Annotated in this window: 23 protein-coding genes and 1 riboswitch; of the genes, 19 read left to right on the top strand and 4 right to left on the bottom strand. The window is 42.0% G+C overall.

All coding sequences use genetic code 11. The features are described from left to right. The first annotated feature begins 22 nt into the window (after positions 1-22). From L2672_RS16325 to L2672_RS16295, 7 genes are all read left to right on the top strand, one after another. The gene (locus L2672_RS16325) at positions 23-898 is read left to right on the top strand and encodes an AraC family transcriptional regulator (RefSeq protein WP_248996912.1); all 876 of its coding nucleotides are present in this window, start codon (positions 23-25) and stop codon (positions 896-898) included. Positions 899-1,210: 312 nt separating this feature from the next. After that, a complete protein-coding gene (locus L2672_RS16320) occupies positions 1,211-1,771 on the top strand; it encodes a CBS domain-containing protein (protein WP_248996911.1) in 561 nt (186 codons plus the stop codon). Between the two features lie 77 nt (positions 1,772-1,848). After that, positions 1,849-2,214 (top strand): N(4)-acetylcytidine aminohydrolase, encoded by a 366-nt coding sequence (gene yqfB, locus L2672_RS16315; protein WP_248996910.1) that lies wholly within the window; start codon positions 1,849-1,851, stop codon positions 2,212-2,214. Between the two features lie 224 nt (positions 2,215-2,438). Then, positions 2,439-3,776 (top strand): coproporphyrinogen III oxidase family protein, encoded by a 1,338-nt coding sequence (locus tag L2672_RS16310; RefSeq protein WP_248996909.1) that lies wholly within the window; start codon positions 2,439-2,441, stop codon positions 3,774-3,776. Positions 3,777-3,871: 95 nt separating this feature from the next. Beyond that, positions 3,872-4,714, top strand: coding sequence for a PfkB family carbohydrate kinase (locus tag L2672_RS16305; RefSeq protein WP_248996908.1), 843 nt, complete (start codon positions 3,872-3,874; stop codon positions 4,712-4,714). A 285-nt stretch (positions 4,715-4,999) separates the two neighbouring features. Continuing rightward, a complete protein-coding gene (locus L2672_RS16300) occupies positions 5,000-5,686 on the top strand; it encodes an MOSC domain-containing protein (protein ID WP_248996907.1) in 687 nt (228 codons plus the stop codon). 53 nt (positions 5,687-5,739) lie between these two features. Further along, positions 5,740-6,117 (top strand): DUF4870 domain-containing protein, encoded by a 378-nt coding sequence (locus L2672_RS16295; protein ID WP_248996906.1) that lies wholly within the window; start codon positions 5,740-5,742, stop codon positions 6,115-6,117. A 90-nt stretch (positions 6,118-6,207) separates the two neighbouring features. On the opposite strand, the gene L2672_RS16290 is transcribed toward L2672_RS16295, so the two are convergent. Further along, the gene (locus tag L2672_RS16290) at positions 6,208-7,860 is read right to left on the bottom strand and encodes an electron transfer flavoprotein-ubiquinone oxidoreductase (protein ID WP_248996905.1); all 1,653 of its coding nucleotides are present in this window, start codon (positions 7,858-7,860) and stop codon (positions 6,208-6,210) included. A 230-nt stretch (positions 7,861-8,090) separates the two neighbouring features. Further along, a riboswitch (molybdenum cofactor riboswitch) is annotated at positions 8,091-8,226 on the top strand. Between L2672_RS16290 and moaA the strand changes: the two genes are divergently transcribed. The 11 genes from moaA to L2672_RS16235 all read left to right on the top strand — a co-directional run bounded on the left by moaA (position 8,214) and on the right by L2672_RS16235 (position 16,580). Next, a complete protein-coding gene (gene moaA, locus L2672_RS16285; RefSeq protein WP_248996904.1) occupies positions 8,214-9,194 on the top strand; it encodes a GTP 3',8-cyclase MoaA in 981 nt (326 codons plus the stop codon). Its footprint overlaps the riboswitch before it by 13 nt. A gap of 36 nt (positions 9,195-9,230) precedes the next feature. Then, entirely contained in the window at positions 9,231-9,707 is a 477-nt protein-coding gene (moaC, locus tag L2672_RS16280) for a cyclic pyranopterin monophosphate synthase MoaC (RefSeq protein WP_248996903.1), read from the top strand. A 28-nt stretch (positions 9,708-9,735) separates the two neighbouring features. Then, positions 9,736-9,984 carry a molybdopterin synthase sulfur carrier subunit gene (moaD, locus tag L2672_RS16275; protein ID WP_248996902.1) on the top strand — a complete coding sequence of 83 codons (249 nt, stop codon included), beginning with the start codon at positions 9,736-9,738 and terminating at the stop codon, positions 9,982-9,984. A gap of 4 nt (positions 9,985-9,988) precedes the next feature. Next, positions 9,989-10,453, top strand: a complete 465-nt coding sequence (moaE, locus tag L2672_RS16270; RefSeq protein ID WP_248996901.1) for a molybdopterin synthase catalytic subunit MoaE — start codon at positions 9,989-9,991, stop codon at positions 10,451-10,453. Positions 10,454-10,461: 8 nt separating this feature from the next. Beyond that, complete coding sequence (gene modA, locus L2672_RS16265) at positions 10,462-11,307, top strand: molybdate ABC transporter substrate-binding protein (protein WP_248996900.1); 846 nt, start codon at positions 10,462-10,464, stop codon at positions 11,305-11,307. Position 11,308: 1 nt separating this feature from the next. Continuing rightward, positions 11,309-11,989, top strand: a complete 681-nt coding sequence (modB, locus tag L2672_RS16260) for a molybdate ABC transporter permease subunit (RefSeq protein WP_248996899.1) — start codon at positions 11,309-11,311, stop codon at positions 11,987-11,989. Beyond that, the gene (locus tag L2672_RS16255) at positions 11,970-13,079 is read left to right on the top strand and encodes an ABC transporter ATP-binding protein (RefSeq protein ID WP_248996898.1); all 1,110 of its coding nucleotides are present in this window, start codon (positions 11,970-11,972) and stop codon (positions 13,077-13,079) included. Before modB ends, L2672_RS16255 begins: the two co-directional genes overlap by 20 nt. Before the next feature lie 283 nt (positions 13,080-13,362). Next, positions 13,363-13,884, top strand: coding sequence for a hypothetical protein (locus tag L2672_RS16250; protein ID WP_248996897.1), 522 nt, complete (start codon positions 13,363-13,365; stop codon positions 13,882-13,884). A 14-nt stretch (positions 13,885-13,898) separates the two neighbouring features. Beyond that, positions 13,899-14,576: a response regulator transcription factor gene (locus tag L2672_RS16245; protein ID WP_248996941.1), complete on the top strand. Its 678-nt coding sequence runs from the start codon at positions 13,899-13,901 to the stop codon at positions 14,574-14,576. Positions 14,577-14,643: 67 nt separating this feature from the next. Beyond that, positions 14,644-15,885 carry a sensor histidine kinase gene (locus L2672_RS16240; protein WP_275975081.1) on the top strand — a complete coding sequence of 414 codons (1,242 nt, stop codon included), beginning with the start codon at positions 14,644-14,646 and terminating at the stop codon, positions 15,883-15,885. Positions 15,886-15,896: 11 nt separating this feature from the next. Further along, a complete protein-coding gene (locus L2672_RS16235) occupies positions 15,897-16,580 on the top strand; it encodes a TIGR01621 family pseudouridine synthase (RefSeq protein ID WP_248996896.1) in 684 nt (227 codons plus the stop codon). A gap of 9 nt (positions 16,581-16,589) precedes the next feature. Here L2672_RS16235 and L2672_RS16230 read toward each other — a convergent pair whose 3' ends face one another. Beyond that, on the bottom strand, positions 16,590-17,813 hold the full coding sequence (locus tag L2672_RS16230) for a dicarboxylate/amino acid:cation symporter (RefSeq protein ID WP_248996895.1): 1,224 nt from the start codon (positions 17,811-17,813) through the stop codon (positions 16,590-16,592). A gap of 227 nt (positions 17,814-18,040) precedes the next feature. On the opposite strand from L2672_RS16230, the gene L2672_RS16225 reads away from it, so the two are divergent. Beyond that, positions 18,041-18,973 carry a dihydroorotate oxidase gene (locus L2672_RS16225; RefSeq protein WP_275975078.1) on the top strand — a complete coding sequence of 311 codons (933 nt, stop codon included), beginning with the start codon at positions 18,041-18,043 and terminating at the stop codon, positions 18,971-18,973. A 91-nt stretch (positions 18,974-19,064) separates the two neighbouring features. On the opposite strand, the gene menE is transcribed toward L2672_RS16225, so the two are convergent. After that, positions 19,065-20,528, bottom strand: coding sequence for an o-succinylbenzoate--CoA ligase (gene menE, locus L2672_RS16220; protein ID WP_248996893.1), 1,464 nt, complete (start codon positions 20,526-20,528; stop codon positions 19,065-19,067). After that, on the bottom strand, positions 20,525-21,562 hold the full coding sequence (menC, locus tag L2672_RS16215; protein WP_248996892.1) for an o-succinylbenzoate synthase: 1,038 nt from the start codon (positions 21,560-21,562) through the stop codon (positions 20,525-20,527). Before menC ends, menE begins: the two co-directional genes overlap by 4 nt. Positions 21,563-21,568 lie beyond the last annotated feature (6 nt).

Raw genomic sequence — 21,568 nt, 5'->3', positions numbered from 1 at the left:
CGCTAAATCGAAGAGTATTACTATGTCAGAAATTGCAAGTTTAATGGCTCAACTCGCCCCTAAAGAAGGCATGAATAACACCTTTTTGCCTGGAGTAAATGTATTTAAAGGTTCGCAATATGGTGCTCGTGGGCCGATGTGTTATTCCCAAGGGGTGTTGTTTGTGGGGCAAGGTAAAAAACGTCTGTATTTAGACAATCAAACATTTGATTATGATAGGCAAAATGCACTGGTGATGACCGTGCCGCTTCCTGTGGAGTGTGAAACCTTTGCATCCCCAGAAGAGCCCGTTCTCGTTATGATGGTGGATATTAATTTAGTGCAATTGAACCACTTAGTGCGCGTACTGGATGAGCATCATAAATTGCCAAACGATGTTAACGACTCAAGACAAGCAGGCTATTTTATTACCCCGACAACCAGTGATTTAGATTGCAGTGTGATTCGACTTTTGCAAGCCCTACAGACACCGTTGGAAGCAAAAGTTATGGGGGAGGCTTTGGTGCTTGAAATTTTATACCGTTTACTTGATAGCCCAAATGCCGCACCGTTATTTGCTTTATCATTAAGCCATACACGTTTATCAAGAATTGAAAAAGCATTGAGCTTTATTCATAAAAACTACTCTGAATCAATTGAAGTCGATGGATTGGCTAGCTTGGTTAATATGAGCCCTTCAGCGTTTCATCGTTGTTTCAAAGAAGTTACCGCTTCTTCACCGATTCAATATCTTAAGAAAATTCGCTTAACTCGAGCGAAAGAGTTATTGCAAGCTCAGCGTCTTAAAGTCAAAGAAGTGGCGACCGTTGTGGGTTATGAAAGTAGCGCTCAATTTAGTCGAGAATTTAAACGTTACTTCAACCAAAACCCTGCAGAGTGCGCCAAACAATTCATGTAACACCGGTTCATTGCTTTGATTTTATTGGGTTTATGCTCGCTTTGACTGAGGCGTGCAAGGTAAGGTTTTCACCGTGAGGTTACAAAAAAACAACACTAGCGCTTAAAAATTTACCATAATTAATTAAGGTTTAATTAAGGAATAAGTCGTTGCAATCGTGTTGAGGGAGGCGCAAAGTGAACTCATCAGGTTATGGTTTTGATGCAGATAGCCCCCTATCAAGGCACCATTTCTGAAAGTAAGTCTTACCCACAAACGAGTCTTAGTTAAATTCAGTGCCCTAATCTCTTAGTTAATTTATTGGAGATAATCATGCGTAATTTAGAACTTTTTAGCACCGCCCCAGTGGATCACCTTTTATGGTCTAGTAAACCTTGTCAGTCTTATTTAGATGCTAGTGCATTAGAGCTATTCACTGACTTTGATACCTCAAGACCGATTGTTGTTGATACCTCTACTACGGCAGTTGGAACGCTAAAAATAATGGAGCATACTCACTCAGACATGAGACTCGTGGTTGATAAAAATGATCAATTTGTTGGTGTCATTACTGAACAAGAACTTTTGCAGCGTAAACTGCTTGTTAAAGCGAAAGAAAACCATGTCACCATTAATGAGTTGTTAGTGACGGAAGTGATGATACCTAGAGAGTCATTATTAGCATTAGATTATAAGCAACTGGAAAAAGCCAAGGTGCGTGATATTGTGGCAACGTTACAAGAAAGTGGCTTGCAACATGTGTTAGTGGTTGATCGTGATACTCACCATATCAGAGGACTTATTGCAGCAAATGATGTTCAACGTAAGCTTTATGTGTCGGTTGAAATTAATCAGCAACCCTCGTTTGGCAAGCTTTACTCAGCATCACACTAAGATTCTTTTGCTATTGGCCAGTATAATATTGACTGGCCAAGGCAATATTATACTGGCCAATAATGAATGAGGCGAGCATGCACACCACTCCAAAAACTCCCATATCGCCAATATCAAATTCTACAGTACCCACCACCATTACCTTTTTTGAGTTTTTAACACCATTAATTAAATCGGCTAAAAAAACCATTACCATTCGTGATGAATCAGAGAGCCATTATCAACCCGGTACACAGGTTGAAGTGTTCACGCTTGAGACCAACCAAAAAGTCTGCGATATTCGCATATTATCGGTTGAACCGTTGGCGTTTGACGACATAAATGAATACCATGCTGAGCAAGAAAGTTTACCTTTAAATGAGCTCAAGCAATTAATCAATAAGGTTTATCCTAATCAGCCACCACTTTTTATGATCCGTTTTGAGTTGGTGTCGGCTCGTTAACAGGTTTAACTAAAAATGAGCTAGGATTACATTATTAATTGCTAAAGTATGATCTGTTTAACAATTGAACGGTGATTTTTTTGTTAGATTGCGTATCCATTGTTGAGCTCACACTTTATTTATATTTAAAGTGGTACTTTCACATTTCTGCTTTTTAGTTAAGCCTCTTTTTATTGCTTTGTAATCAATGATTTTACTATCAAGGCCTCGTTATAGGATTATTTATGTCTTCAATTATTCAACCTACCACTGATGCATTGATTGAACCTTATCAATCAAATATTACTGTCCCAAATTGGATGGTAAGCTCAATGGAAAAGGTGATGCAGTTTTATGTAGATAAAAACCTCCGCCTAGATACTATTTCTACAGATCGAATGCCAAAACCTGTTGAAGGGCGTAAGTACATGCTTTATGCCCACATTCCGTTTTGTCACACCTTGTGTTCATTCTGTACTTTCCACCGATTTTTATTCCGTGAAGATAAAGCCCGCGAGTATTTTGTTGCTTTGCGTAAAGAAATGCAGATGGCCAAAGATTTAGGCTATCAGTTTGACTCAATGTATATCGGCGGTGGCACCACGACGGTGTTAGAAGATGAGTTAGCTCGCACAATTGAACATGCTAAAACCTTATTTCCAGATATTAAAGAAGTCTCTTGTGAGTCTGATCCTCAACATTTGGCTAACCCTGAATTTAAGCAATTAAAAGGCTTGGTAGATAGAATGTCTATCGGCGTTCAAAGTTTTGATGACGGCATTTTAAAAATGACCGATCGTTTAGACAAGTTTGGTACTGGCCAACAAACCTTCGACCGCATCATGGCGGCTAAAGAGTTATTTCCAATCATCAATGTCGATTTGATTTTTGGTTTCAAAGGACAAACTGAAGACGTTATTCAGGCTGATCTTGAAATGGCCTCAAAGCTCGACCCAAGACAAATTACCACTTACCCGTTAATGATTACTCATCAAACACGAAAAAGTGTTAAAGGCACTTTAGCAGCACCCCACGGTGAAATGATTAATCAGTATCGTCAGATTTTGAATAAGTTAACCGGCCAATATACGCAATTGTCGGCTTGGGCTTTTGGCAAAACCAATGATGAAGGATTTGATGAATACGTTATTGATCATGATGAATATCTTGGTGTTGGCTCAGGTTCATTTAGTTTTTTAAACGACACCTTATACGTGAATACTTTCTCATTGAAGAAGTACCAAGAGCGTATCGCGCAAGGCCGTATGGCGGTTGAGCAGCAAAAGCTTTATCAAAAGAAAGAAGTGATGCAGTATCGCTTTTTATTGGGGATGTTTTCGGGGCGCTTGTCTCGTAAGTATTTTCGCGATGAGTTTGGGGTGAACCTTGACACCGCATTGTTTAAAGAAATGAGTTCAATGAAAGCCATTGGCGCTATCAAGAATGACCCGGTTAACCCAGACCGATTGATCATCACTGACAACGGCAAAATGATGGGACTGTTAATGATGAAAGAGTTCTATTCCGGAATGGATAATGTGCGTGCGCAATTACGTAAGCCGCTTACTGATACAGATATGTAAACATCATAAAAAATGGAAAAAACGGTAACTAAGGTTGCCGTTTTTTTTATAAAGCGTAATCTTAAATCATCAAATAAAAAGACTATAGATTCATTATGGCGAATATATTATTACTGGCGAATATCAATTGTGATCGTATTTTTCAGCTTGATAAACCGTTGCATTCAGGTGGACGCTTTCATTATCAAGACGGCGGTTTGCGTTTAGGAGGCGGTGGAGCCAATACCGGATTAGGTTTAGTTTGGGCAGGGCATCAAGTGTCGTTAGTGAGTCAAGTCGGCACTGATGACATTGGCGACTGGATTGTGGCTCAAGCCAGTACCCAAGGATTAGATTGCCGCATGGTGCAACGATTTGAGGGCAACACTTGTGAAATGCTACTTGTGATGACCCCCGATGGTGAACGCACTATTATTCGACCTCAAAGACCCCTATTCACCTTGCAACAACAACCACAATGGCAAAAGTGGGATGCCTTTTACATTAATACCTCGGCACAAGGCGCTGATGAGTGGGCATTAGCGGCCATGAGCCAATCAGAAACCTTAGTGGTAGCCCAATTAGCGAAAGACGAACGCCCAAGACCCTGCCATATATTAATTGCTTCAAAAACAGATATGCAGGGACGGTGTAACCAAGCGCCGTGGCAATTTGCTCAATCTATAGCAGGGGATAATTTACAGGCATTTATTGTGACAGATGGTGAGCATGGCTCTACCGTTTATCAATCCAGCAGTGAACAACATGTTTTAGCTGAGACAACTGAAGTCGTTGATACTACTGGTGCGGGCGATAACTATGCCGCAGGCGTTATTCATGGGCTTTGCAATGGATTTACAATTACCCAAGCGATGAAAGAAGGCGCGAAGTGGGCAGCTTTTGCTGTGGCAACTCCAAGTTCGGTGCCGGGCGATAAGTTAAAACAGTATTTATCCTGAATTCAGACTATTTAGCTTGAATTGTCATTTCATTGTCATAGTGTGGCGTTATTATTTTTGCGGTAGATGATTGCTCCCCAGCTTTCATTGAGCGTTAATGCGTTATCCGTTCGACTCTATGCAATTTAGCTTGAACTCCCCGTTTATATTTTGGCCTTACTGCTCCCCCAGTAAGGCTTTCTTTTTGGTTTTAATTTAGGTAACTTGATTCATCTAAGCCTTTAAAAGTATTCCGGTTAACCCTAAACCCGAACAAGAATGCTCATGTTTTCAAGGATGTAATTAATGAACCACTGTGTAGTAAATCAAATTTCGGGATTGTACTTGGGTGATGAAGTGCAAATGCACAATCAAGTTGCCAGCAGCATTAATCAAAAGCATCAAACAGATAAACTAACGGTGCAATTTGACCGTATTATTGGTAATGCAGAGGCAGATCCTAAGCATCATGGTGGCTTAGATAGAGTGATTCATCATTTTCCACGTGAGCACTATGGTCAGTATCGTCGTTGGGATTTAATGTCCTCATTTAAAGATGCTCCTGCCATGGGGGAAAACATCAGCACCGTTGGTTTAAATGAGTCTCAGGTCAATATTGGCGATATCTATCAAATTGGTGATGTTACTGTTCAAGTCACCCAGCCTCGCTCTCCTTGTTTTAAGCTTAATTTACAGTTTGGCCACCCAGAGTTTGCCTTAGCCATGCAACAAAGCAAAATGTGTGGCTGGTTTTATAAGGTGTTGTCTGAAGGTGATATTCATCAGCAAGATAGTCTATTTTTAATTGAGCGTTCATCTGACATCAGCATCGCCAAGGCGATGGAAATTTATTTTTTAGCAGAATTCGATGCACAACAATACCAATATTTACTCAATTGCCCCGGGCTGGCTCAATCTTGGGTTAACTCATTAACTCGTCGTCTTCAATTTAATGTGATTGAAGATTGGCAAATGCGCTTATATGGTAAATAACCGCTGTCATACATGACGATATAAACTTTAATAATAATCAAAAAGGAACTCGAATGGAGCCGACTTCAACCCCTGAAACTGTTGATGATACACCCAGTAAAGAAGCGCGTAATATGGGCGTGTTAATTTACGCCTCAAGTTTTGCTGGGTACATTATTCCTATGGGCAGTATTCTAGGACCACTAATTGTGTGGTTAATGAAACGAGATGAATTTGAATTTGCCAATGAGTGCGGTAAAAATTGCGTAAACTTTAAAATCAGCTTGTTTATTTATGCCTGTATTTCATTTTTACTGATGTTCGTTGGTATTGGATTTATATTGGTAGGCGTCATTGCCTTGGTGGATATTATTTGTACCATTATTGCAATTATTAAGGCATCAGAAGGCACGGCCTACAAATACCCGCTGACGATCAGGTTTATAAAGTAGTGGGCTAAAAATGGTTTCCAAGTTAAATTAACCTTGAACCAACAACAAAAAAACGCACCTATCAAATAGGTGCGTTTTTATTGGGTTAAGCTACATATTAGGGTAGTTAGGGCCGCCGCCACCTTCAGGGGTTACCCAAGTAATATTTTGGCTTGGGTCTTTAATGTCGCATGTTTTACAGTGGATACAGTTTTGACCATTAATCACAAACTTTTTCTCACCGGCCTCTTCAACAACTTCATAAACACCTGCAGGGCAGTAACGCTGCGCGGGTTCATCAAACTTAGTTAAATTAACAGAAATAGGAATACTATTATCTGTTAAGCGAAGATGGCATAGCTGATCTTCTTCATGGTAGGTATTCGATAAGTAAACCGAAGATAGCTTGTCAAAACTGAGTTTTCCATCAGGCTTAGGGTAGTCAATTTTGTTAAAGTCGCTTGCTAAGCCCATGTTGGCGTAGTCTGGGGTGCTATCTCTAAACGTGACAGGGAATTTACCGCCAAACCAGTTTTGGTCAATAAAGTTAAAAGCGCCACCCAGAAGAGTGCCAAACTTGTGTAGTGCAGGACCAAAGTTACGTGACTGATAAAGCTCTTCATAAAGCCAGCTTTGTTCAAACCGAGTTTGAAAACAGTCAAGATCTTTACCGCCAGTGACCCCGGCAATCAGCCCTTCTCCTAGTGTTTTTGCCGCAATAATACCGCTTTTTATGGCGGTATGAGTGCCTTTAATTTTGGCAAAATTCAGCGTACCTGCATTACAACCAATAATTAACCCACCAGGAAAACTCATTTTAGGTAACGAGTTTAAGCCGCCTTTAGTAATAGCACGGGCGCCATAAGTAATGCGTTCACCACCGGTTAAATACTGTGAAATGACCGGGTGAGTTTTATAACGTTGAAATTCGTCAAACGGGCTTAAATGAGGATTTTTATAATTAAGATCAACAATTAACCCAACAGCAACTTGGTTGTCTTCCATATGATATAAGAAACCACCACCAGATGAGCCGTTATTGAGTGGCCAACCGCCAGTGTGAACCACTTTACCTTCGTGGTGTTGCTCTGGTGGGATTTTCCAAATCTCTTTGAATCCTAAGCCGTAATGTTGTGGAGTTTTGCCATTATCTAAATGGTATTTTTGTATAAGTTGTTTGCCTAAATGACCTCGGCAACCTTCAGAAAATACCGTGTATTTGGCGTGAAGCTCCATTCCTGGCATATAGCTGTCTTTAGGCTGACCATCTTCGCCTACACCCATATCGCCTATAAGAATGCCTTTTACACTGTTATCTTCATTGAATAACAGTTCGCTGGCAGCAAAGCCTGGAAAAATCTCAACGCCCATTGCCTCTGCACGTTCAGCAAGCCAGCGAGATAAATTGCCCACGCTAATAATGTAATTACCTTCATTGTGCATGGTTTTAGGCACTAAGCTATTTGGCATTAAACGGGATTGGGTGTCAGAATTAAGTAGATAGATGTCGTCGTGAGTGACTTTGGTTTTAATTGGAGAGTCATCGGCGGTGCGCCAATCATCGAATAGTTCGTCAAGAACATCAGCTTGAAATACCGCACCTGACAAAATGTGTGCACCGACTTCTGAGCCCTTTTCAACGACACATACTGATATGTCTTGCTCGGCATCTTTTGATATTTGCATTAAACGGCATGCAGTGGCTAATCCTGCAGGGCCAGCTCCGACGATAACTACGTCGAACTCCATTGATTCGCGTTCCATCATATCACCTTTAATTTGCCCGTTTACCCCGGGTTTATTGTTTTTATTACGACAACTAAACGATCGTTTTATCTTATTGCTTAACCTTACCGCAAAATTATCGGGTAGCCCAGTATTTCTATCGATTAAACAGAAGTGAGCAGTGTCACAAATTGTAAATGTTGCGCTTATTGAGGAGAAGAAATTATTTAATTTAAGGTGCGCTGAAAGCCACTTTAGGCCTATAATGAAGCTTGACGGTTCTCCGAGCTTTTTATCCTACGTCACCAAAGATATGGGTATTTAGCCGTGGTAATAATGCCACCGGGGTTGGTAAAGAAATGCACCAACCTCCCACACTTGGAAAGGTTAACATGTCCCAACTACAAGACAACTTTGGTCGAAAATTTCATTATTTGCGCATGTCAGTCACTGACGTATGCAACTTCAAATGTACTTATTGTTTACCTGACGGCTATCGTCCTGATGGCAAACCTAGCTTCTTGACGTTACCAGAAATTGAAAATCTTGTGGCCGCCTTTGCTGAGGTTGGCACGCAAAAGATTCGTATTACCGGTGGCGAGCCAACATTACGCAAAGACTTTACTGATATTGTGCGAATTGTTGCGGATAATCCCAACATTAAAACCGTGGCAACCACCACCAACGGCTATCGATTAGAAAAAAACGCCAAAGCGTGGTACGAAGCCGGGTTGCGACGTATTAATGTGTCGGTAGATAGCCTTGACCCGCGGATGTTTTATCAAATTACCGGTGAAAATAAATTTGATGAAGTTATGCGTGGTATTGATGCCGCATTGGATGCTGGCTTTGAGCGAGTAAAAGTCAATGCCGTGTTGCTTAAAGGTTTAAATGATAAAGACTTACCGCGTTTTTTACATTGGATAAAAAACACCCCCATTGATTTGCGTTTTATTGAGTTAATGGAAACAGGCTTAGGCCGTGAGTATTTTAAAGCCCATCATTTAGCGGGTGCAGATATTAAAGCGCGCTTAATGGCTGAAGGTTGGTTGCACGATCGCGCCAATGTTGATGACGGCCCTGCACAAAACTTCAGTCGCCCAGATTATAAAGGTCGTATCGGGCTGATTATGCCTTATGCCAAAGACTTTTGTGCCAGTTGTAATCGATTGCGTGTGTCGGCAAAAGGTAAGCTGCACTTATGTTTATTTACTGAAAATGGTTTGGATTTACGGGACTTGCTTCAACATCCAAATCAACGCGCTGAACTTATTGAGCGTCTTCATGGTCAATTAGCACAAAAAGAGCAAACCCATTATCTTCACCAAGGAATTACTGGGGTGACAAAACATTTAGCCTCAATTGGCGGATAATCTTCCCACTCAATATTTATAGGACGGCATTCATTAATGAGTAATGCATTTACCCATATCAATGCAGATGGCAACGCCCACATGGTCGATGTCACTGACAAAGCGTTAACCGAACGTGAAGCACGAGCTGAAGCTTTTATTGAAATGGCACCAGCCACCCTTGAGATGATCATGAGCGGCAGCCACCACAAAGGTGATGTGTTTGCTACGGCTCGTATTGCGGGTATTCAAGCCGCGAAAAAAACATCAGATTTGATTCCATTATGTCATCCGTTAATGCTCACTAAGGTGGAAGTTGATTTAGTGGCAGAGCCTGAGTTTAACCGTGTTCGCATTAATAGTTTGTGTAAATTATCGGGTAAAACCGGTGTAGAAATGGAAGCATTAACCGCCGCGTCAGTCGCGGCGTTAACCATTTATGACATGTGTAAAGCTGTGCAGAAAGATATGATTATTTCACAAGTGAAATTGCTGGAAAAGCGCGGTGGAAAATCAGGTCACTTCAAAGCATAAAGCCAATTGATTATTTTACGAGACAATTATGATTCAAGTATTATTTTTTGCCCAAGTTCGCGAACTATTAGGCACTGCCAAACTAGAATTATCTGCTGAAGGCATTACCACTGCCGAGTCTTTACGTGCTGCATTAGCTGCTAAAGATGACAAATGGGCTAAAGTGATGTCATCAGACAAACTGTTAGTGGCTATTAACCAAACCATGAGCCAGTGGGATGCATCAGTGGTTGACGGTGATGAAGTGGCATTCTTTCCACCGGTCACTGGAGGTTAACAATATGGTTGAAAAAACCAAGGTTGTCGTGCAAACCGCTGACTTTGACGTTACTGAAGAGTATCGCCAGTTAGCCAGTGATAATAGTGACGGTGCCGTAGTAACGTTTGTGGGTAAGGTGCGCGATTTTAATGACGGCAATCCGGTAACAGACCTAACCTTAGAACACTACCCCGGTATGACCGAAGCGGTATTAACGCAACTTGCTCAGCAAGCAAATGAGAGATGGCCGCTGAATTATGTCACTATTATTCATCGTGTAGGTACCATGTCACTGGGTGAACAAATCGTGTTTATTGGCGTAACCAGTGCTCATCGTAAAGCCGCTTTTGCAGCTTGTGAATTCTTAATCGACTTCCTTAAAACCAAAGCACCATTTTGGAAACTAGAAGCTGGAACCGAAGGTAGCCATTGGGTCGATGCCAGAGACAGCGACGAGCAAGCGGCTAAAATGTGGCAAAAAGATTAACTTAGCCCATGAAGCGACTATTTGGCCTTATTAAAACTAACATTATGCAACTTGTTCAAGTATGGCTTGCGGTGTTTTTGCTTTGTAGTGGTTCAGCCTTTGCTTCAAACAGCCCTGCAATAGCCGTTGCCGCTAATGTAAAGTTTGCTGTTGATGATATTGCTCAGCAATTTAAGCAAGACACAGGTTTGTCGGTCAGATTAAGTTATGGGTCTTCAGGTAATTTTGTTTCTCAAATTCAGCATGGCGCTCCATTTGAATTACTGATCAGTGCCGATGAGTTTTACCCTCAGCAATTACATCAAGCAAAATTAACCCCTGATGAAGGCCTTGTTTATGCATTAGGACGAGTGGCCATTGCGGCGCCTAAGCGCTCGTCGTTGAAGTTAGACAGCCAGCTACAAGGGCTAGCAGACCTTGCTAATACAGGGGCGTTAACCCGCTTTGCCATTGCTAATCCCGCCCATGCGCCATACGGCGAGGTAGCCAAACAAATTTTGCAGCAAAAACAACTTTGGCAAGCTATTGAAACCAAAGTTATTATGGGCGAAAACGCCTCTCAAGCTACGCAATTTGCGGTGAGCGGTTCAACCCAAGGTGGCATTGTGCCTTTGTCGTTGGCGTTAGCCCCTAACTTTTCCCGCATGGGACAATATGTGGAAGTTGACCCTGATTTATATCAACCGATTAAACAGCGGATGATATTAACCAACAAAGCCACTGACACCAGTATTCAGTTTTATCAATATATGCAGTCTGAGTTTGCAAAAGCGGTTTTGAAAAAATATGGTTTTAGTGTGCCAGCAACACCCCACACAGCATCTGCTTCAGATCTTTCCATAAGAGCGCAGTAATATGGACTGGCAGGCACTATTACTCTCTATAAAGTTAAGTACTGTCACAGTGTTATTACTCATTCCTTTAGCACTTGTTGTTGGCCGCTGGTTGGCTTACAAACAATTTAAAGGTAAGTCATGGGTTGAAGCATTGATTATGGTGCCGTTAGTTTTACCGCCAACGGTAGTGGGTTATTACTTATTAGTTGGTATGGGTAGCCAGAGCTGGTTAGGTCAGTGGGTTGAGCAGCTAACAGGGCAACAGTTGGTGTTTAATTTTACTGGTTTAGTCATTGCCTCAATTTTGGTTAATATTCCTTTTGCCGTTCAACCCATACAGCGTGCTTTTGAAACCATTCCTGAAGATATACGAGATGCAGCAGCCTGTTGTGGTATGAGCCGGCTCACACTGTTTTTTAAAGTTGAATTGCCCATGGTATGGCCAGGCGTGCTTACTGCACTGGTGTTGTGTTTTTCACATGTGTTAGGTGAGTTTGGCGTGGTGTTAATGCTGGGCGGCAATATTGCGGGTGAAACCAAAACCATTTCCATTGCCATATACGATAGCGTACAAGCCTTCGATTTTGATGGTGCAGGCACTATGTCGTTAGTGCTACTTATTTTTGCCATTACCGCATTGGCACTTACAACCAGCTTATCAAGACGATTAGGAGGGCAGTTTGGCCACCGAAATCGCTGATTTATTTTGTGATATTTCACAACAAGCCCCAATACCACTGCAAGCAAAATTTCATTGCCATGCAGGAGAGCTATTGGCCGTTGTTGGCCCGTCTGGGGGCGGGAAAACCACCTTGTTACGCATGATTGCTGGGCTCAGTCAGCCTCAGCTTGGCACCATTACCTATGGTGAGCAAACGTGGTTTGATGCACAGCAAAAACTCAATCAAACGCCACAAAAACGCCATATAGGTTACGTGCCACAACACTTTGGGTTGTTTCCTAACTTAACCGTACTGCAAAATGTGATGTCGGGTTTGGACCATTTACCTAAGTCGCAACGCAAACAGCGGGCTTTAGATTGGTTAGAGCGAGTTAATCTTAATGGTTTGCCTGATCGTTTACCCAATAACCTGTCTGGAGGCCAGCGTCAGCGGGTGGCTTTAGCAAGGGCGCTTGCGCGAGAGCCCGCAGTATTATTACTGGATGAACCCTTTTCCGCGGTTGATAGGGAAACCCGTGAGCGCTTATATATCGAGCTGGCTCGGTTAAAGTCGCAATTGTCGATACCGGTGATTATGGTGACGCATGACATTCATGAAGCGCAGTTATTGGCTGATAAAATGATCTTGATAAGCCAAGGGGTGATGTTGCAACAAGGCAAACCCTTTGAAGTGCTTTCACGTCCCAATAATGAGGCCGTTGCTAAACAAATGGGCTTACGCAATATTTTTGATGCCACAGTGGTGTCACAAAACCCTCAACATGAACTCACATGGTTGTCTTTTGGTGAGCATCAAATTGCCACTGAAAACGCGCCCGCGTTAAATGTAGGTGAGCAAGTTCGTTGGGTGGTGCCTAATCAAGGAATTCGTTTTAATGCCATTACCAGTGGACGCTTGTGTCGCAGTATTAACAAGCTAGATGTTGAAATTGAGTCATTATTAGTGATGGGAGAAACCGTACGAGTCATCGCTAGCGTGGCAGGTGTAGAGCACATTTTAAATACTGAAATCCCCATGCATTTATGCCAAAAGCTAGGGTTAGCCAAAGGGCAAAAAACCACCGTTGCTATAAAGTCTGATCAAATTCATATTTTATACCAATCGTGATAAATAATTGCTCACCCTAGCTTGTTAAAATGCTCGATAACAGCGTTAAATTTTTTGATTGTAGAATAACTACTTATCGAAAAAATCTACCTTGTTCTCAAGTATTTTTCCTACGCTAATTATAATCACTTACTTATCGTGATTGGTATTACAGCAGTAACAATGTCTTTTATTTCGGCTACAATTGGCCGCATGATCAATTATTAATCTTAGATTTCTTGGGTCTTTAGGAGTACTTAGGTAAAGTATCTGGGTACACATAATTTTTTATTTGAGGCTTAAAATGGTTCGGTTGCTCGTATCGCTGTGCTTCTTCCCTTTTATGGCGATGGCTGCGCCATCTATTCACTCCTTGCTGGCGCAAGACGGTTTAGTGAACCCGGTTTCAGTTATGGAGCAATGGGAACAACAGCAAAAAGGCACTCTTTGTGGCTTCGGACTAGACATTGAAAACGAACAACTAGTCTATCTTCTCTCTGCTATTAATATTGACTCTAAAGAAGTGTATCAACTTGAGTTTAATGCTCAAGATGGTGCGTTACTGGATGAAACCAGTAAACCTTACGAAGGAAAGGAAATTGAGCAATTACATGCTGTGAGTTTAATGCGTGATAAGAATATTTCTTTTTCATCCCTAGTCACCATGGCAATTCATAACCAAAGCGGCTATTTATTACAGGCTGACTTAGACCATGACCTGTCAATTAGCTACCTAGAATTACAAATGCTCAATAATGAGGCGAAAAATGTCATTGCTTTTGATATTGAAAACCTCCGTCCATTACCACTTTTAAAATGGGATTAATTGCGACTATGACTATGCGTATTTTGATCGTTGAAGATGATGCCACTACCTTAAAATATGTGGCTGAAGGATTTACCGCGCAACAGTACAGTGTTGATAGCGCAACCGATGGCCAAGAAGGGCTGACATTGGCAAAACATAATCAATATGACTTGATTGTGTTAGATCGTATGTTACCTAAGCTTGATGGCTTAACTTTGTTATCAGCATTACGAACCAGTGGAAACCAAACTCCAGTGCTTATTTTATCTGCGTTAAGCCATGTGGATGAGCGGGTAAAAGGGCTTCGTGCTGGTGGTGATGACTACATGACCAAGCCGTTTGCGTTTGACGAATTATTAGTGCGCGCAGAAAAGCTAGCACAACGTAACGTACCTGAACCTACGTCGACAGATATTGAGGTGGGCTCGTTAAAAATGGAACTACTGACTCGTATTGTCACTTTAGACGGTCAGGAGCTTATGCTTCAGCCTAAAGAGTTCCAGTTGCTTAAATATTTGATGGAACACCCCAATCAAGTTATTAGCCGCACCTTGTTGTTTGAAGCGGTTTGGGACTATCACTTTGACCCTCGCACCAACGTGATTGATGTTCACATTGCAAAGTTACGCCGTAAGTTTGAAGAGCTAGGCCACGGCGAGTTAATTGAAACTGTACGAGGTGCTGGATATCGTCTTTGCAAAGGGCATTAAGCCTTACCAAAGTAGTGCTTGGCGCATCACATTAATTTTCTCCACCTTGGTGACTATTTTAATCGTGATGCTAGTTTCTAGCTTGTATAGACAATTAATTATTGAGCAAGAAAATCAAGTAGATACCCACTTACATGCTGAGATGCAGCGCTATCAACAGTTAGCGCTAACGGTTAATCGTCGCAGTTTTGCGGCGCAAATTAAGGCCGCTGACCCTAAAACAGCGTTGATTGCTTGGAAAAACAGTGTCGACATGGTCGGCGCGTTAACGTTTTTACCTGACGATATGCCTTTTTTACCGGAAACCCGTGAGTTTCCTATTTTTACTGGCGGCCCAGATAAGCTACATATTTTAACTGGCGGCTTAGCTATGACCAATTACGGGCCAGTATTAATTGCCACTCGTACCGACCAACTGGCCATTCTTATCGATAAATTTGTTAACGCTGCATTTTGGGCGGTCGCGTTTACTTTAGGGCTGACTTTAGCGTTGGGCTATATTTTTTCCAAAGCCATTTTGCGCCGTTTAGTACAATACAATCAGCTAAGTGAGCAAATTGAAGCAGGGCACTACAACACACGCTTACCGGTGACTCATCAGCAAGATGAGTTTGATATGTTGGCGCAGCAATTTAATCGAGTATTAGATACCTTAGAGCAGAATTTACGTGCCGTGCGCGGTGTAACAGATAATATTGCCCACGATTTACGTACTCCTTTATCGCATTTACGCATTGGCATTGAGCAATTATCGCAAAAACCCATTGAAGAGTTAGCAGATGCACGGGCTGAATTACTGGAAGAGTTAGATGATTGTCTAGCGACATTTGATGCCATGTTGTCGTTAACCCGCATTGAAGAAGGTCAGCAACAGCTGGATGTTCAGCCGATTCATTTAACTGAATTGTGCCAAGATTTATACGACATGGCTGATGTGCTTGCCGAAGCCAAAGAGCAGAAATTTGTGTTGCACACCCCCAATGATGCGGTTATTCAAGGGGATAAGTATTTACTGTTTCAAGCATTGTTTAACTTAGTTGATAACGCTATAAAATATTCACCTGAAGGCTCAAGTATTGAGATCACCCAAGACGCCAAATGCATTACCATTGCAGACAACGGTCCGGGTATTGATGATGAAGATAAAGAGCGTGTATTTGAACGCCTTGTGCGACTTGACCCCAGCCGGCACTTTAAAGGAACAGGCTTAGGCTTATCGATGGTGAAAGCGATTTTATCCCGCCATAAAGCCACCATTGAGCTAAGTGATAATCACCCGGGTTTAGTCGTTAAAATACATTTTAAGTAGCAGACAGGTTTATGGCTTCATACCAAATAGTCAGTCAACACCCCGACTTTATTGTGATAAATAAAGCCGCAAATGTGCATTTTCATAGCCAAGATGGCAGTGCTGGAGTGGTGGCACAGGTAGAGCGTGAGCTAAATATTAAATTATTTGCCGTACACCGTTTAGACACTCCAACATCAGGACTGATTATTCTGGCTAAGTCGGCGCAAGCGGCTAATCGTTTTACTCAAATGTTTACCCAGCATCAGGTGCAAAAATACTATCTTGCGCTGGCATCTGGTAAGCCTAAAAAGAAACAAGGTTGGGTAATTGGTGATATGGCCAAGTCGCGCCGAAGTATGTATAAATTATTGCGAACCAAAGAAAACCCAGCCATAACCCAGTTTTTTTCATTGTCGGTAGGTGAAGGGCTGCGGGCTTATTTACTGAAACCTCTCAGTGGTAAAACTCATCAACTACGTGTTGCACTTGCTAGTATCGGGGTGCCTATTTTGGGTGATGAGCTATATGGCAAGCACCCCAGTGATCGCTGTTACTTACATGCTTATCAATTGATATTTAATTATCAAGATACTGAGTATCAATTTAGCCAACCTCCCGTACAAGGGGAGCATTTTAGCTTGGGGAAATTACCACACATTTTGCAGCAGCAATGGCTAGCACCCAATGACTTACCCTGGCCGTCTAAATCTTAAACGGCCTGCTTAGTGGTTTTCTATTGACTCAGGTTTTGCGTAATGGCGACCATTAATACGCTGAATAATTTGCGTGGCATTTAGGTCGTGCACCACGTTAACCACGGTTGATGCCGCATCAGTAATGGCACCTAATACCACCAAAATCGGAATAACCTCTAAAGGTAAACCTAGTGTGGTGACAATAAATATCTCACCTAAAAATGCCCCTCCGGGTACACCGCCAATAATAAAGGCTGATAACACCGATATTAATATGGTTAGCATGAAAATATCGACATTAAAATCTAGCCCAAGTAGCGAGTAAATAAACACAATTTTAAGTGCGGTGATCATAGCCGCACCGCCTTTGTTCAAGTTCACTAGCAGCGGTAAACTGATTTCAGCTATTTGCTCGTTGAGCTGCATTTTTGCTGCACAGCGAATGGTTACCGGTAGAGTGGCCAATGATGAACTGGTGCCTAATGCCGTTATAGCGGGTTCAAGCATGCATGCCCAAAATCGCTTTACGCCAAGCCAACCACCGCCTAACCATGCATAAATACTTGACCCTAGTGTTAAATACACAACCGTGGCCACTAAATACAGTCCCACAGCGCGAGCAAATGTGATGACTAATTCTGTATCTTGACTTGCCATGGTTGCCGCAAAATAAGCGCCTAAACCTATGGGGGCGATGGTCATTAACAGAGAAATTATTTTCATAATGACGGTGTTTAAACTGTCTAGCAGATCAGCAACTTTGCGGCCATCTTCACCTGACTGACCAATGGCAATACCTGCAATAACCGACATAATGATCAACGCTAAAATATTCGACTTTGACAATAATCCCACAAAGTCATTGGTGGTCAATAAGCTAACAAAATCCATGCTTGCGCCAGTATTTTCAACAGATTCAGCAAGATCTAAGGTTACCCCTTGGGCGGGATCGAAGCTTAATGCTAACAAGGTGATCCCTACTGCAGGAATAATGGCCATTAAAATGGACACTACCATGATGGATACTAGAATGGCGCCGAGCTTTTTTAAGTCAGTCATTCTGGCAATAGATGACATCACACTGATCGCCACCAGTGGCACAATAATCATAAATAATAGGTTAAGAAAAATTTGCCCGATTGGCTTTAACGATAAGGCAAAATCCGGCAAGCCAAACCCTAAGACGCCACCTAATATCAGTGCCAGTAATAAGATAATTGATGAACGGTAAGCGCCAAGTGCGTTCCACATAGCGATCTCCAAAAAGAGTCATATGAATACTACGTTAAGGTAGTTTTAACAAATGTACAATGGGTGGTAGGCAAAGCTTGTTATTACTGCGCCAGTTAACAAAATTGCATTTCTGCGGCTGAAATTTCTTTGATCATTGTTCTGAATCAATACCTCTTTTGTAGTACAAAATAGAATCTTGCAAATTTTGCTTTTTAATCACAGAAATCACAGATAAGGGCGCGCTGATGAATATCGATTTATCAACCAACATAGCAGGAATTAAACTAAAGAGTTATTTAATGAATGCATCAGGACCACGATGTACCAGCTATGATGAATTGAAGGTGATTGCTAAATCCGCTTCAGCAGCGATTGTGACTAAATCTTGCACCATTGAATCTAGAGAAGGCAACCCAGAGCCTAGATATCAAAACCTGCCTTTAGGCTCAATTCAATCAATGGGCTTGCCCAATTTAGGCTATCAAGCGTATTTGGCTATGGTGCCAGAACTTAAAGCACTCGGTAAGCCTGTTATCGTCAGTATTTCAGGTTTTAGTATTGAAGATAATATTGAAATGGTTAGCGCATTTCAAAACAGTGATGTTGACCTAATTGAAGTTAACTTTTCGTGCCCAAATATTCCGGGTAAAGCCCAAGTGGCTTACGATTTTGAGCAAACAGACAGAGCGCTAGCGGCTTTATGTCAATTAGGGGATAAGCCTATTGGCATCAAATTAGCGCCGTATTTTGATATGTCGCACTTTGTGGCGATGGCAAATATCATCAAGCAATATCCGGTTAAATTTATTACCTGTATAAATTCAATTGGCAATACGCTGGTGATTGACCCACATAGCGAGCGCCCAATTATTAAGCCTAAAGGGGGGTTTGGTGGTTTATGTGGCGATTACATTAAACCTGTTGGGTTAGCGAATGTCAGAGCCTTTAGAGAGCTTCTTGGTGATGATGTGCAGATTATTGGGGTCGGTGGTATTAAAAGCGGTACTGATGCGTTTGAGTATTTACTGGCCGGTGCGGATGCGGTGCAAATTGCCACTTGTTTTGAAAAAGAAGGCCCAGAGTGCTTTAGCCGTATTGAGAATGAGCTTAAAGCCTTTATGAAAGCTAAAGGTTACAATAAATTGACTGATGCTAAAGGCAAATTAAAGCCATTATAAGCGTCGGCTTATTTTTTCTTAGCGGCGCATAATCAGCAGCTTATTATGATTGACGAATACAAACGGTGTGGCTTAAGTAGCACACCGTTTTTTATTGGCTGTTAACCGCCAAAATAATCTGCTTTCTATTCACCTTTAAACCAGATTGCTCTACTTCAGGCCAAGTGTACCAATGTCTTGGGCGTTTAAATCTTGCCAGTTGATTGGTGACTAAATTAGCCAATTGCTGGTGGATATCTTCTGGGAGTTGCTTTGTGGTGTAATCAATAATGGCTGCGGGTAATAAGCCAAACTCAGCATCTGGTTGGCCAAATACAATCGCTTTGGACACTAATGGGTGTTGCAATAATACTGATTCAATTTCTTCAGGTTGAATATTTTCACCGCCGCAAATAAACATATTATCGGCTCGGCCCAGTAACAGTAGTTGGCCTTTGTCGTTAAACTTTCCTCGGTCATGGGTACAAAACCAGCCTTGGTCGTCAACGGGTAATGACAGAGTAAACCCTTGTTGTGGGTCAAGTTCTAAATACCCTTGAAACAGGCATTCACCTTTTACCCAAATAATATCATCCACTAATTTTAACTGGCGTAATGGCAGCGCACGTCCATGATGGCCAAACTCGTTGGCTTTGGCCGTGGTAATTTGCGAGCTCATTTCAGTCATGCCGTAACTGGTGAAAGCCGGAATTTTTTGCTGTGTAAGCCGTTCAATAAGCGATGCCTCAATCACTCCGCCACCTAATAATAACGCTTTAACCTTATGCAGTGCCTGAGGGTGTTGATTTAGCATTTGAATCGCTTGGGTTGGCACCATAGAAACATGGCTAATAGCATCATCAATAAGCTGTTTATCTAAAGAGGTTTTGGTAGATTTTATGACAATACATGCGCCTGCATTAGCACAACGGTTAACAATCGCCAGCCCGCCAACATGGAACAGAGGAAGTGATAATAACCATTTATCATTCGGGTTAAGTGCAATATAACGGCTTGCCCCTTGAGCACTGGCTAAGTGATTCATTAATGAGTGAACCGCAGCTTTAGGCGTGCCACTAGAGCCTGAGGTTAATATGATATTAGCAGGGCGGTGCGGATTCACTTTTGTTGGCTGGTGAGGTGTTTCTATTTTAGCGGTTGACAGTGGTTGCTTATTGTCATCATAAAGCCAGTTAATCGACTGTGGCAGGGTGGTTTGGCGTGCCGTATTATGCCAAACATGATGAATGTTAAATCGGCCAATTAATTGATTAATTTGTTGGGTTGAAAAGCGTCCATTAATAGGAAAATACACTGCGCCGATTTCAATACAAGCCCAATAAAAGTTAATCGCTTCTAATGTATGTATTGCGTTGTTATTAGTACCAATATGGCTTGCGGGTTCAATAATAATAGCGCCAATATCACCTTGTTTAAGCCCTTGCGCTTTAAGTGAGTCTGCTAGACGGCTAATACGCTGTGCCCATTGTTGATAAGACACGGTTTGCCCGTCAAGCAACACCGCAGGCTGCTGCGGGTGTTGAATAGCTGCTTGTTGAACTGGCGAAAGCATCATAAGGCAGTCGATGCCTCTAGTGGTGTGAGTTGACTGTAATCTACGCTGCCATCTGGGCTAATTAGCTTTTGACTAAATGCACTTAATGTATCAAGCCCCGGCGGGTTGTCTGGGGTTAGTGCTTGGCTAATTAAGGCTAAATCATTAATGCCAATATCAGACTCTAAACTAGAACTTAAAATGCAGCGCACGCCATACTGCTCGGCCAAAGTGACGATTTCTTGTAAGCGAGTTAACGACCCTAATAGCATAGGTTTAAGTATTAATGCGCCGATACCCGGTTGCTGCTCTAGTAGTTGAGTAAAGTCTATGGGTTGCTGCAATAAGCTTTCATCTAATGCGTATTTTATGCCTAACTGCTGGTAAACGGTGGCGTTGTCACTCAGTTGTTGGCAGGGCTCTTCAATGTAATCAATTTGCGCTTTAGGGATACAGGCTAAAAAATCAATGGCTTGATCGAGTGTAAAGCCGCCATTGGCATCTAGTCTTAATGTTAGCTTGGGTTTGTAAGCAAGAATTTGGTGAACAAAGGCAATTTCTTCAGCCATATCGGTTTGGGCAACTTTGATTTTGACCGTATTAATATCCGCTATGGGCGTTAGTTTTTCTGCAATGCTAGATGTGGAGAGCCCATGATATAACAGTGGAATCTTGTGTTGTTCAAGCTGTCTTATGGGGAGTCGCTGCTGCAGTTTTGCCACCAAAACACTTAAACCAAACTGCACCGAAGCCAGCGAACATTGTTCAGTCAGCAGGGCTAATTTGTTCACCCCTTCACCCATCACTTGCTGCTGAATATCAAACAGCGCTGCGGTAACTTGCTCAAGATTTTCCTGACTAAAACCTTGTAACGGCAGTCCTTCAATATCAATGCCTGAAAGTGGGGCTACTTCAGCAACACTTGATTGTCCATCAGATAATGTCACGGTCACAATGAGCCCGACTCGATGATCTATTCTTTGCTTGGCGACGGGTAAGGTGGTCGATAAGTCGATTTGATATTGGTGAATTTCAAACGCAGTAATATGACACATAGTAGG

The sequence above is a fragment of the Shewanella gaetbuli genome, assembly GCF_023284065.1.
Taxonomy (GTDB): domain Bacteria; phylum Pseudomonadota; class Gammaproteobacteria; order Enterobacterales; family Shewanellaceae; genus Shewanella; species Shewanella gaetbuli.
This window is presented reverse-complemented; position numbering and strand designations above follow the sequence as displayed.